This is a genomic window from Bradyrhizobium sp. AZCC 1577 (genome assembly GCF_036924575.1).
In the GTDB taxonomy this organism is placed as follows: domain Bacteria; phylum Pseudomonadota; class Alphaproteobacteria; order Rhizobiales; family Xanthobacteraceae; genus Bradyrhizobium.
In genome coordinates, this window is sequence record NZ_JAZHRQ010000001.1 from 3,619,434 (window position 1) to 3,631,860 (window position 12,427).

Below are 12,427 nucleotides of genomic sequence, written 5' to 3' on the forward strand. Positions count from 1 at the left end.
CATAGTTGCGACGTCACAATTCCGGATAGGTTCATCGGCGTTGATGATGTGGACGCTCCCGGTCAACGCCGGTGATCCGCGGTTCGGACAACCGGAGTCCCGCCATGTCTGTTACGGCTTCCAGCGAAACACAGCGCCAACACAGCTTCAATTCTGCCGAAATGGGCGCCATCGCTCATCTCTACCGGGGCGAAGTATACCGTTCGACAATCTGGAGAACGCGGCTAGACAACACGACCAACTGGGCGATCGTCACAATGGGCATCGCCCTGTCGACGACGTTTTCGAGTCCGGAAGCTTCACCGCTGCCACTCCTGCTCGTAGGCCTGCTCATTGCCGTGTTTCTCGGCATGGAGGCGCGACGTTATCGGTACTTCAATGTCTGGCGCGCCCGAGCTCGATGGATGGAGACAAATTTCTACGCGCCGATCTTCACCGGCGAAGCCCGCGATAATAGCTGGCAGGTGATACTCGGCCACGACTACACCGCGCCCCGCCACCACATTTCATTTGTCCGCGCGGCGGGACGGCGGCTGCGTCGCAACTACGTCTGGATTCTCGCCGTCCAGGTGATTGCCTATTACGGCAAGATCGCAATCCATCCGACGCCCGCGTCAACCCTCGCGGAATTTGTCGATCGCGCCGCAGTCGGACCGATTCCCGGCTGGGTCGTTCTGATAATTGGCCTTGTCTACAATTTCGGCTGGCTGGCGTTTGCGCTCGGCACGATGTGGCTCGACCAACGCGAGCACGGCGGCGACAAGGTGGCGATGGGTTAGGAGGCGATGGCCGCGAGCTTGGTCGCGCCACGTCATTGCGAGGACCACTAGCGATGAAGCAATCCATGTCTCCGCTTGTGGCGAAATGGATTGCTTCGCTTCGCTCGCAATGACGTGGAAAGGTCTACGCCGGCTCCGGCGGAGAAGCGTTCACCCCTTGCGCAGGAATACGTAGTCCGCGGAGTAGGGCACGTTGCGATAGCTGCCGGCCTTGTCGCAGGCGCCTTCGAGCTTGCCGCCCGAGGTGTTGATCCGCTGCACCGTGGTGACGCCGGAGAGAATGCCGGTGCCGCGGCCGGACGTCACTTCCAGCTTCAGCCAGGGAATATCGTCCGGCGTCGCGCCGGGGGCGTTGCCCGCGGCCTTGCCGACGACGGCGCTGGAATCGATGTGCTCCCAGTTCGGACCGGCGTAGTGCCGGCCGACGGTCTTGCCGTCGAGCAGCAGAGTTGCGATTGGCTCGCGGAACGCCCAGGCGAGCTTGCCGTCGGCGGCGGCCTTGCATTCGTAGACCTGCGCGCCCTCGGCGTGGAGGGTGAGCACGGTTTTTTCTCCCGACGCCGCGACGGCGTCGGGAAGAGGTGTCTGGGCATGCACGCTCAAAAGCGTCGCCGATGACAAAAGCAGAGCGAGAGCGGTGTTTCGGACAATCGGCATCGCAAATCCATGGTGTTGGCCCCGAAGGACCAACACCATCGTCAGCCGATTATGCCGCCATCGCCTTCTCGAGATTCGCAGCAACCTTGTCGAGGAAACCGGTCGTGGACAGCCAGCGCTGGTCGGCGCCGACCAGCAGCGCGAGGTCCTTGGTCATGTAGCCTTCCTCGACGGTCGCAACGCAGACCTTTTCCAGCGTGTCGGCGAATTTTGCGAGCTGCGGGTTGTTGTCGAGCTTGGCGCGGTGGGCGAGGCCACGGGTCCAGGCGAAGATAGACGCGATCGAATTGGTCGAGGTCTCCTTGCCCTTCTGATGCTCGCGGTAGTGCCGGGTCACCGTGCCGTGCGCGGCTTCGGCTTCCACCGTCTTGCCGTCGGGCGTCAGCAGCACCGAGGTCATCAGGCCGAGCGAGCCGTAGCCCTGCGCGACCGTATCCGACTGCACGTCGCCATCGTAGTTCTTGCAGGCCCAGACGTAGCCGCCGGACCATTTCAGGGCGGAGGCGACCATGTCGTCGATCAGGCGGTGTTCGTAGGTCAGCCGCTTGGCCTCGAATTCCTTCTTGAACTCGCGGTCGTAGATGTCCTGGAAGATGTCCTTGAAGCGGCCGTCATAGACCTTGAGAATCGTGTTCTTGGTCGAGAGGTAGACCGGGTAGCCGCGCAGCAGGCCGTAGTTGAAGGAGGCGCGGGCGAAGTCGATGATGGAATCGTCGAGATTGTACATTTCCATCGCGACGCCGGCGCCCGGGGTCTTGAACACTTCCCTTTCGATGACGGTGCCGTCCTCGCCGACGAATTTCATCGACAGCGTGCCCTTGCCCGGGAACTTGATGTCGGTGGCGCGGTACTGGTCGCCATAGGCGTGGCGGCCGATGATGATCGGCTTGGTCCAGCCGGGAACCAGGCGCGGCACGTTCTTGCAGATGATCGGCTCGCGAAAGATCACGCCGCCCAGGATGTTGCGGATGGTGCCGTTCGGCGACTTCCACATCTCCTTCAGGCCGAATTCCTTCACCCGGGCTTCATCAGGGGTGATGGTGGCGCATTTGACTCCGACGCCGACCTTCTTGATGGCGTTGGCGGCGTCGATCGTGACCTGGTCGTTGGTCTGGTCGCGGTACTCCATTCCGAGGTCAAAATAGAGCAGTTCGACATCGAGGAACGGGGTGATCAGCTTGTCCTTGATGTACTGCCAGATGATCCGGGTCATCTCGTCGCCATCGAGTTCGACGACGGGGTTGGTCACCTTGATTTTTGCCATGATGGAGGGGGCCTTTTCTCGGAAAACCGCGCATTTGGGGCGGGGTGGGTGATTATAGGCGGGGCTATAGCACCGCAAATCGGCCGGCGAAAGCTGGTGCGGCCCCGACTTTTAGCCCATCTTTCAGGCGCGGAATGCATGGGCTATCGGGTGTCCTGGATGCGGTGCGGCCTAGGCGATGCGTAGCATCGTCCGGTAGCGCTGCGCCGACGTTCCGGATGAGGCCCAATTGAGGCTTTGAGCAAGCTAGCGGAAACGCTACTAACCCGATCTCTGGCTGGGGAATTCCGGCCGCCTTTCTAAAACGGGCAAGCATGAGAGTTTGAACCGTGCGCGCGTCGCGCGCCGATTCAAACCTTCAGAAGTTGAATCAGCTTAGGAAGTTGAATCAGAAAGTGAAGTCAAAATGTCCGGTTCGGGCACCGATAAAACCAAGTCTGGGTTGGACTTAGCCGGACCCATTGTGATCCTCGTCGAGCCGCAGCTCGGCGAGAATATCGGCATGGCCGCGCGGGCGATGGGCAATTTTGCGCTGTCGCGCCTGCGGATCGTCAATCCGCGCGACGGCTGGCCGAACATCGCGGCGCAACGGGCCGCGGCCGGCGCGGACCAGATTTTGGAACAGGCGCAGTTGTTCGACACGGTGGAGCAGGCGGTCGCCGATCTCACACTGCTGTTCGCGACCACCGCCCGCGCGCATGACCAGGCCAAGCCAGTGGTGGCGCCGGCGCAAGCGGCGGCCGAGATCGTGGCTCATGTCGGAAGTGGCGGCGGGGCCGGCATCCTGTTCGGCCGCGAGCGGTACGGCCTGCAGAACGAGGAGGTGGCGCTCGCCAACCGGATCATCACCTTTCCGGTCAATCCCGGCTTCGCCTCGCTCAATCTGGCGCAGGCGGTGCTGCTGATCGGCTACGAGTGGTTCAAGCTGTCGACCGGCGGCGCGCTGCCGTTCGCGATGCCGGAACGCTCCGAGCCGGCCTCGCAGCACCAGATGCAGGCCTTCTTCGACAATCTGGTTCGGGAACTCGACAAGGTTGAATTCCTCCGCCCGCGCGAGAAGCGCGAAACCATGCTGGTCAACCTGCGCAATATTTTCACCCGGATGGACCCGACCAAGCAGGACATGCACACCCTGCACGGCGTGGTGATGGCGATCGCGGAGGGACGCAAGGGACCGGCCAAGGGCGGCGTGCTGGACGGCGAACAGGCGACACGGCTGCGGGCGCTGTTGGCCGAGCACGGGCAGGGGCCGGCGGTGCCTGGCGACAGCTCTACCGTGCGCGGCCTGGCACGGCTGCTTCGGCGCAACCCGACCGATGCCGAGCGGATCTTATGGCAGGCCTTGACCCGCGACCGCCGCTTCGCCGGCCAGTTCAAGCGGCAAACCCCGGTCGGCCGCCACATCCCCGATTTCGTTTCCTTTGTGCATCGCCTGGCGATCGAACTGGTCAACCCGAACGAGACGGAAACAATTGTCGCCGACCGCGCCGGGCGGAAGGCGTGGCTGGAGGCACGGGATTACCGCGTGATCGAGATGCGGGTTGCCGATGTCGAGCGGGATCTGGCGACCGAGCTGGAGCGGCTGGAGAAGGCGGTAGGGTGGGCAAAGGCGCGCTAGCGCCGTGCCCACCATCCGTCCCGCACCGTTGTCCTGAATGGTGGGCACAGAGCCTGTCATCACTCCGCGAGCACCCTTGCCTCGTCGCTGGGCGCACATTCGCGCGACCCGGTGGCTTTGCCCGCCCGGTCGCTGTCCCTTGCGGCGCAAACGAGGTAAGCTCGCACTCAAGCGACTGCAGTCCAATCGACAACGCAAATCGGAGGTGTGCGATGGCTACATCTGACTGGCGTCTCGAAGGCGAATGGATCAAGAACTGCAATTGCGCGTTTGGCTGTCCGTGCGATTTCAACGCGCGGCCGACCCACGGCTATTGCAAGGGCCTGGTCGGCATGAGGATCACCAAGGGGCATTTCGAAAAGACGAAACTCGACGGCCTGGTTTTCGCGGCGACCGTTCATTTTCCGGGTGCGCTGCATGAGGGCAACGGCCAGCTACAGCCGATCATCGACGAGCGCGCCACACCCGAACAACGCGACGCGCTTTTCAAGATCATGTCGGGCCAGAACTCCGCCGAAGGCACGCTGTTCCAGATTCTCAGCCTGATCGTGACCAAAATGCATGAGCCGTTGTTTGTGCCGATCGAGTTTTCATTCGACAAGGATGGACGCGTCGCGCGCATGGTGGCCAAGGGCGTGCTTGAGACCGAGGTCGAGCCGATCAAGAATCCGGTGACCGGAGAACCCCACCGCATCCAGGTCGTAATGCCCGAGGGCTTCGAACACAGGGCTGCGGAGGTCGCCTCGTCCAACATCCGCTCGACCGGCGCCATCAGGTTCGACACCGAAGGCACACACAGCTCGCTGGCCAACGTGGTCCAGACGCCGGAAGGTGTCGCGGCCTAGCGCTGTAGGCACCTTTCGACGTGCCGTTTCCGTGGCGGAGGTTAAGTCCATGTCCGGGACCTCTGCGCTTGAACAGACCTTGCGCCACGATCGCCTGATCGTGGCTTTCGGCATGGCTGCCGTGGTTGCCTTCGCCTGGGGCTACCTGGTCGCCGGCGCCGGCATCGACATGAGCATGGCCGACATGCCGATGGACCCCGAGCCATGGTCGCCCTCGCAGGCCGCGCTGATGTTCGCGATGTGGTGGGTGATGATGATCGCGATGATGGTGCCGAGCGCCGCGCCGATGGTGCTGCTGTTTACGGCAATCAAGCGCAGGCAGGAGACGGATAATCCCGTCCTCACGAGCTGGCTCTTTCTCGCCGGCTATCTCCTGATATGGGCCGGCTTTAGCCTCGCCGCGGTCGCGGTGCAGTGGGCGCTCGACCAGGCCGGGCTGCTGTCCGGCATGATGGCGAGCACCAGCAGCATACTCGCCGGGACCATCCTGCTTGCCGCCGGGCTCTATCAGCTCACGCCGGTCAAGCGCGCCTGCCTGCGCTACTGCCAAAGCCCGGTATTCTTCCTCAGCCGCTATTGGCAACCGGGCGCCATGGGCGCGCTGCGCATGGGTTTTCGGCACGGCACCTACTGCGTCGGCTGTTGCTGGTTTTTGATGGCGCTGCTGTTCGTTGCCGGCGTGATGAACCTGGTGTGGATCGCGGCGGTGGCGATCTATGTCGCCTTCGAGAAACTGGTCGCACGCAGCCCATGGCTCAGCCGCGCGGCAGGCGTGGGCCTGATCGTAGCCGGCGGGGTGGTGCTGGCGCGCGGCCTGATCGTCACGGCGCCCGCGTCGCTCGTGTACTCATAAAACCAGGACGCCAATGGATTTGGCGATGTCGCTTTGCCAGCGGTAAGGGGAAAGCCAAGACTGGCCTTCAGCAGTCTGCTTTGTGCAAGTACGGAACTCCTGCACAGCAGCAAAGATCGTCACTCGATCCAGCACCTCGGCGAGTTGCTGAATATGCAGTGGGACATCAAGCCCCGCGTTTTGCGGTCCTGGGTTCTCTAATGACGAAGAGGCCGCCGATGCCTGGCGGCCCTCGACTCCGGTGATGGGGCGTCCGCTATTGCGGCGTGCCCTCGATGGCGAAGGAGCGGAATTTCGCGTATTTGTCGCCGACCTCTCGTAGCTTCTTGTACTCTGGATCATTGCGCCAGGCTTGGAGTTTTTCCATGCTGTCCCAGACTTGGACGACGGCGCGCTTTGGTGTTTGGCCATCAAATCCAGTTATTTGTTTCGCGTTTGCGCCAGCGATTCCTCCAATGGCAAGAAATTTACCGCCGTGTGACTTGATGAGGGCCTGCGCTTTCGGGGCATATTCCTTGCCATAGGCCTCCTGATCCATCACGTCGACTTCCGCGACGAAGTACACGGGCGGCTTCGCTTGCGCGTGCAGCCCCTGGACCGCCGCAGCACCGAGTGCAAGGCTGGCTACCATGGCCAACCCCATCTTATATCTCGTATTCATGAGTGATCTCCGCGCTGTTTGATTGAGCCCTAAAAAAGCCCGGCTCACGCAGAAATATGCCGGCCGAACGGCACTATCGCTGCCCGTTTACCTGCGAAGAACTCGGCACCTCCCGCTTCAAGGCAGCTCGCCGATAAGCCTAGACCACTTCATTGGCGGGTAAAAGGGAGAAGGGCCCGCTGCGGTGCGGGATTTCAACCTGGCCTAGGTCTGCTCAGGGTCATTAGCGCCGGTTTGGCCGTGTGCCGATCACTTCCGATCTACCCCGATAAGCGGACAATTTCAGAACCGGTCGGCAGGTCGCAAAGGGCCACAAGCAGACATGCTCATCTCGTTAATAGGTCCCTACCTCGTCGTGCGCGAAAAGGTTTCGGAGAGCGCTTGACTTGGGACGAGAGGACAATTCTCTGGCGCTCGATCATCGGGAGGGCGAGTGTCGAACGCAGGGTAGTTCACGTTAAAACGAATATCCCCGACGACTGAGGGAACCGGCCCGCGGTAGAAATCTCCCGGCCCAGTCAAAAGTGCCGAGATATGGGCCGTCCGCCGAAAAATTAACAAGGGATTGAAGAGCCCAACGCCAAGCCGGTTGATGTCCAAATAATAGCTGAAACTTACAAATCCGCCCTTTCTTGCAACCGTCTCGTACGGGTTCGGGCGCATACCGTTGGTGTTTCGATATTGAGCCCCAAACGAACGAAGCAATGCGTGCGAGGCTGCAACCCTCTCGTAGACAGAGGGCTTTCCATCGATCAGCCTTTCGAACAGCTCATCGAAACGAGCCCTAGCTTCCTGGTCATTCGACGTAAAACTACCCGGCGTGTTTGACGATAGCTCCTTCGCACGCCGCAAATAGTCGCGATATTGGACGTTCGATACCTGACCAAAGGAGCACTCATCCTGTTCACCGTTCGTAATATAGGTAAGCAACAGCGGCCCGCCGTAGGCGGCCGCAAGAACCAGCATGATCGCCAAAGGTAGCCATTTCCGCACTCTCAATGTTCGTCGGCTAAGCCAAACCCCGAGAAGTGCAGCCACCAAAAATGGCGGAAGATATAGGTAAGAGCCGGGCAAACCCTTCTGAATCGCGAAAATCGTCGCGCCGATCGAGATCATAACCGAAACTATAATGCCCCGCTTGTAGCCCAGCATCGCGCTAGCTACCCAGCCAATGACTACTCCCGGAATAGCGGCGAATAGGAAAACTATTATCCATACCCAAACGATAAAGATGACGGTCCCCGTCATGACGACCTCTCGCCTGTTGTCGCCGCCACTCGTAGATCAGAACCGTCGCTATACGTCCATTGAAACGGTAAAACTTGAATCAAACGACTGCTTTGGATCAAAAGGCGCAATTCTGGCGTGACCAACGTATATCTGCTTTAGCTCCAAGAGCGGACATCTTTGGTTTTATGAGTAGCGCCCTAGCCTGCCTCAGACGGCGACAAGCTCCGCAGGGTTACCCGCGCGCTTCGGCTTCTTCACCTTCGACGGCCCAAACAGCGAGCCCGCCGCAAGCCCCGCGGTATCCGCGACGGCGGGATCGCGCGTGACCATGGCGGCGACGATGGCGCCGTCTATTAACAGCGCGAGTTGATGGGCCAGCACCTGCGGCTCAGACGCACCCATTTCACTTGCGAGCTTTTCGATGTGCGCCAGCACCACCTTTTTGTGGCGCAGCGCGATGTTGCGGAACTGTTTGGCGTCCTTGTCGTGCTCGGCGACCGCATTGATGAAGGGGCAGCCGTAGAAGCGCTCCTCGGCAAACCAGCGCTTCAGCGCCGGAAAAATCCGCTTCAGTTTCGCCTGCGCATCGCCGCCGCCATCTTCCATCGCGCCGATGAACCATTTGCGCCAGGCCTTGCCTTCGCTTTCCAGCACGGCGTTGACGAGGTTGGTCTTCGAGCCGAACAATTTGTAGAGCGTGGTTTTCGCGGTGCCGGCTTCGTCGATGATCGCGTCGATGCCGGTGGCGTTGATGCCGTTCTTGCAGAACAGATGCGTCGCCGCATTGAGCAGGCGGCCGCGCGCGGACTCCTCGTCGCCTGTGGCCGACGCCGCGACAGCTTTCCGCTTGGAAACTGATTTGCCCATGCGCCGCAGTTAATCGGAGCGCGGCGCAATCATCAAGCAGCATCTTTGCGCCGAAAATAATCGCAAGCACGCGGCAATTGCTTCGCGCCTGTGCAGCGCAGCGCTGACCAATTTCCGGGCAGGCACACTAAGCGACGAGAGACGTTCGGCTTTTGATTTCGGCCTGATCTGGCACGCTTCATGCAGGAAACAGAACGTTCGGTATCCTAACCAGGGGAGAGAAATGATGACCGCGGTCGCTCAAAAAACGGTGCTCACGGGCTGCCTGGCCCCGATCGACAAAAATGGGCTCGATCAGCTCATCGCCAACGGCAAAGCCAATCCGAAGGTCATCAAGACCTTGAAGTGCAGAACGGTGGCGGAGGGCAAGTTCCGTCACGCCAACTACATTCGCAATCTCGCGCCCTACATCGTCGACGAACCGCCGGGTTTGCTCGGCGACGACACCGCGCCGAATCCTTCCGAAGCCTCGCTCGCCGCGCTCGGCTCGTGCCTTGCGGTCGGCCTGCACGCCAACGCCGTGCATCGCGGCTGGATCGTCAACAAGCTCGAACTCGAGCTCGAAGGCGACCTCAATATCACGGCGGTGTGGGGCACCGGCGACGTCAGCGAAAAGCCGGTCGGCTTCACCGATGTGCGCGTCAAGGTCGACATGGAATGCGAGGGCATTCCGAAGAGCGAGATCGATGCGCTGGTCGCCCACGTCAAGAAATGGTCGCCGGTCGCCAACACCTTCACGCGGCCGGTCAATCTCGACGTCAGCGCATAAGCAGTCGCAACAAGCTGGGGTGCGGAGGGTCTCATGGGTTCAGTGGCGGTATCGCGGCTCGCAGTTGCCGAAGATCTCCCCGCGGCATCGATCGTGGATCAGGTCGCGGCGATTGCGCGGAGAGAACTCGCACCCCAGGCCGCGGCCATCGACGAGGGCACCGTCTATCCGGATGCGTTGCTGCGGCGTCTCGGGCACGTCGGCGCGTGGGGCAGCCACCGGCCAGCGGATGGCGTGGCGGACCTGCGCTGCGCCATTCAATCGATCGCGGCACTTGGAGAGGTCTGCGGCGCCACCGCCTTCATGGCGTGGTGCCAGAACACGCTGGTCTGGTACGCCTCGAATTCAAACAATCCAGAACTCGTTGCCAAATTCGCCGGCAAGTGTGCCAGCGGTGAGATTCTCGGCGGCACCGGGCTCTCCAACCCGATGAAGAGTTTTTTCGGCATCGAGAAGCTGAAGCTGAAGGGACGGAGAGTCGAGGGCGGCTATATCGTGCGCGGCGCGCTGCCCTGGGTGTCGAACCTCGGTCCCGATCATTTCTTCGGCACCATCTTCGAGCGCGAGGACAAGGGCGGCGGCATCGTGATGTTCCTTGCCGATTGCGCCAACCCGGCGATCACGCTGCAGCCATGCAAACCATTTCTCGCGATGGATGGCACCGGCACCTATGCCGTGCAGTTCCGCGACGTCTTCGTGCCGGATGAACTGATCCTTGCCGAACCGGCGGGACCGTTCGTGAAGAAAATCCGTGCCGGTTTCATCCTGCTGCAGGCCGGCATGGCGCTCGGCCTGATCAAGGATTGCATCCAGATCATGGACGAGGTCGACGCGCCCTTGAGCCATATCAACCGCTATTTGCCGCAACAGCCTACTCAATTCCGCGAACTCCATGCCGAGTTCGAGAAGGAGACGATGGCGCTGGCGCGCGACCCCTACAATTCCGACGATAGCTACTGGCGCCGCGTCATTGCGCTGCGGCTGCGCGCCGGCGACGCCAGCGTCGCGGCTGCGCATGCCGCGATGCTTCATTGCGGCGCGCGCGGTTACCTGAAGAGCCACCGCGCCCAGCGGCGGCTGCGCGAAGCCTATTTCGTCGCGATCGTCACGCCCGCCACCAAGCAGCTTCGCAAGATGCTGGCCGGGGACGAGCACTAAAGGGATTTCCGATCGACCCCAACCAGCAACCACGAAACAGGAGAGGCCTGCCATGACGGACGTTCTGATTACTGCCGGCGAACTCGCGGAATTCCTCAAGCAAGAGCCGTGTGTCGTCATCGACACCCGCAATCCCGAAGCTTACGGCGCGGGGCATCTCCCGAACGCCGTCAACGTCCATGAAATCTTCACCTATCTCGCGACCTCGACGCCGGAAGGTATTCACGAACTGAAGACGAAATTCGCCGATGCGTTCGGCGCCGCCGGGCTTTCGGGCAAGGAGACCGCGGTCATCTACGAGCAGTCGATGAATTCCGGTTTCGGGCAGTCCTGCCGCGGCTACTATCTGCTGACCATGCTCGGCTATCCCAAGGTCAAGGTGCTGCATGGCGGCTTTGATGCCTGGGCAGCGGCGGGCCTGCCGGTGACCACGGACGTGCCGTCGCCGGTGAAGGCATCGTTCTCGGTTCTGCCTGAAGCGGGCGACATCCTGATCGATGCCAAGACCATGCTGGCCGCCGTCGGCAAGCCCGGTATCGCCTTGCTCGATGTGCGCGACATCGACGAATGGATCGGCGAAAGCTCTTCTCCGTATGGGAAGGATTTCTGCCCGCGCAAGGGACGCATCCCCGGCGCGGTCTGGCTCGAATGGTACCGCATGATGAAGCCGACCGCGGAAGGGCCGCGCTTCAAGTCCAAGAACGAGATTTTGGTGGAATGCGCCACCGTCGGCATCACGCAGGATACGCCGGTCTATCTCTACTGCTTCAAGGGCGCGCGCGCCTCGAACACGTTCCTCGCCTTGAAGAACGCCGGCGTGAAGGATGTGCGGATGTATTTCGGCTCCTGGAACGAGTGGTCGCGCGATCCGTCGCTGCCGATCGAGGAAGGGCTGCCGACGGAGGCCAAGCTCACCACCAAGGCGGCGTGAGGACGGTATTCGACGTTGCAGTCTGAGTCTACGAATCGGACTGCAACATCGCGGCCTGCGACCTGATGGAACCGCCACCGCGCCGCTCTGGCGTTCCCGATATCTGCTGCGTATAATTGCGGCGCAGTCGGGTGGTCGCGGATGTCGATGTTTTCACGCAAATTCGGTCTCGTATTGGTCGCGGCGACGCTGTGCCTTGGCGCGCGCGCCGCTCACGCCCAGGCCTCGCCGGTGAATTACTGGATCCCGGGCTGGCCGATGGGTTTCAGCGGGGAAGCGGGCGAGAGCCCGAATGCTTATGGGAGCTTTCCAAGCTTCGACTTCCGCGACGTCGGAAACGGCTCGTCCTATGCGCGGTACAATTTTTCGAACGGCTTTTTTGTCGGCAGCCAGCGCAGCAGCATGGGCCTCAGCGGTCTCAGCCAGAGTGCGTTCGGCGGTTTCGGCTCGCTCTATAGCGAAGGCGTGCAGTTCGGCTACAGCTTGAAGAACAGCGGCTTGCCCGTCACCTTCTATGCCGGGTTCGACACGCTGAAATACAATACCGGCATCGGCGGCCCGTTCGCGCCATTCGACTCCAAGTCGGGCACGCTGCCGATCTCCAGCGTGAATGCCGGCGTCGAATTCCAGGCGACGTCGAATCTCAGCCTGTCGCTCGGCGTCGGCTACGTCCAGCAGTCGGGCCGGATCGACAGCGAGTTCAACTCGCTGCCCGGCGCTTCGTCGTTCGCCGTCGGCGGCCGCCGCTACTAGGCATGTACTCGTAATTAAGTCAGGTCCGCTTTACTCTCGGAA

At 61.5% G+C, this 12,427-nt stretch carries 13 protein-coding genes; 8 read left to right on the plus strand and 5 right to left on the minus strand.

The annotated features are described in order from the left end of the window. The first annotated feature begins 104 nt into the window (after positions 1–104). Complete coding sequence (locus V1278_RS16785) at positions 105–779, plus strand: DUF2270 domain-containing protein (protein ID WP_334381585.1); 675 nt, start codon at positions 105–107, stop codon at positions 777–779. Positions 780–929: 150 nt separating this feature from the next. On the opposite strand, the gene V1278_RS16790 is transcribed toward V1278_RS16785, so the two are convergent. Together V1278_RS16790 and V1278_RS16795 are read right to left on the minus strand one after the other, a co-directional pair. After that, positions 930–1,436: a DUF3455 domain-containing protein gene (locus V1278_RS16790; RefSeq protein WP_334363648.1), complete on the minus strand. Its 507-nt coding sequence runs from the start codon at positions 1,434–1,436 to the stop codon at positions 930–932. A gap of 49 nt (positions 1,437–1,485) precedes the next feature. Beyond that, the gene (locus V1278_RS16795; protein WP_334381586.1) at positions 1,486–2,700 is read right to left on the minus strand and encodes an NADP-dependent isocitrate dehydrogenase; all 1,215 of its coding nucleotides are present in this window, start codon (positions 2,698–2,700) and stop codon (positions 1,486–1,488) included. Positions 2,701–3,106: 406 nt separating this feature from the next. Between V1278_RS16795 and V1278_RS16800 the strand changes: the two genes are divergently transcribed. The 3 genes from V1278_RS16800 (at position 3,107) to V1278_RS16810 (ending at position 6,016) form a co-directional block, all read left to right on the plus strand. Beyond that, the gene (locus V1278_RS16800; protein WP_334381587.1) at positions 3,107–4,318 is read left to right on the plus strand and encodes a TrmJ/YjtD family RNA methyltransferase; all 1,212 of its coding nucleotides are present in this window, start codon (positions 3,107–3,109) and stop codon (positions 4,316–4,318) included. A gap of 212 nt (positions 4,319–4,530) precedes the next feature. Next, on the plus strand, positions 4,531–5,163 hold the full coding sequence (locus V1278_RS16805) for a DUF1326 domain-containing protein (protein WP_334363644.1): 633 nt from the start codon (positions 4,531–4,533) through the stop codon (positions 5,161–5,163). A 49-nt stretch (positions 5,164–5,212) separates the two neighbouring features. After that, positions 5,213–6,016 (plus strand): DUF2182 domain-containing protein, encoded by an 804-nt coding sequence (locus V1278_RS16810; RefSeq protein WP_334381588.1) that lies wholly within the window; start codon positions 5,213–5,215, stop codon positions 6,014–6,016. Positions 6,017–6,272: 256 nt separating this feature from the next. On the opposite strand, the gene V1278_RS16815 is transcribed toward V1278_RS16810, so the two are convergent. The 3 genes from V1278_RS16815 to V1278_RS16825 form a co-directional block, all read right to left on the minus strand. After that, positions 6,273–6,677, minus strand: coding sequence for a DUF1330 domain-containing protein (locus V1278_RS16815; protein WP_334381589.1), 405 nt, complete (start codon positions 6,675–6,677; stop codon positions 6,273–6,275). 345 nt (positions 6,678–7,022) lie between these two features. Continuing rightward, positions 7,023–7,925: a hypothetical protein gene (locus tag V1278_RS16820; protein ID WP_334381590.1), complete on the minus strand. Its 903-nt coding sequence runs from the start codon at positions 7,923–7,925 to the stop codon at positions 7,023–7,025. 189 nt (positions 7,926–8,114) lie between these two features. Next, on the minus strand, positions 8,115–8,774 hold the full coding sequence (locus V1278_RS16825; protein ID WP_334381591.1) for a TetR/AcrR family transcriptional regulator: 660 nt from the start codon (positions 8,772–8,774) through the stop codon (positions 8,115–8,117). Positions 8,775–9,000: 226 nt separating this feature from the next. On the opposite strand from V1278_RS16825, the gene V1278_RS16830 reads away from it, so the two are divergent. The 4 genes from V1278_RS16830 (at position 9,001) to V1278_RS16845 (ending at position 12,385) form a co-directional block, all read left to right on the plus strand. Continuing rightward, positions 9,001–9,543, plus strand: coding sequence for an OsmC family protein (locus V1278_RS16830; RefSeq protein ID WP_334381592.1), 543 nt, complete (start codon positions 9,001–9,003; stop codon positions 9,541–9,543). Positions 9,544–9,576: 33 nt separating this feature from the next. Beyond that, positions 9,577–10,701, plus strand: a complete 1,125-nt coding sequence (locus tag V1278_RS16835) for an acyl-CoA dehydrogenase family protein (protein ID WP_334381593.1) — start codon at positions 9,577–9,579, stop codon at positions 10,699–10,701. A 52-nt stretch (positions 10,702–10,753) separates the two neighbouring features. Further along, positions 10,754–11,632: a sulfurtransferase gene (locus tag V1278_RS16840; RefSeq protein WP_334381594.1), complete on the plus strand. Its 879-nt coding sequence runs from the start codon at positions 10,754–10,756 to the stop codon at positions 11,630–11,632. Positions 11,633–11,773: 141 nt separating this feature from the next. Further along, positions 11,774–12,385: a hypothetical protein gene (locus V1278_RS16845; protein WP_334381595.1), complete on the plus strand. Its 612-nt coding sequence runs from the start codon at positions 11,774–11,776 to the stop codon at positions 12,383–12,385. The last annotated feature ends 42 nt before the right edge of the window (positions 12,386–12,427 follow it).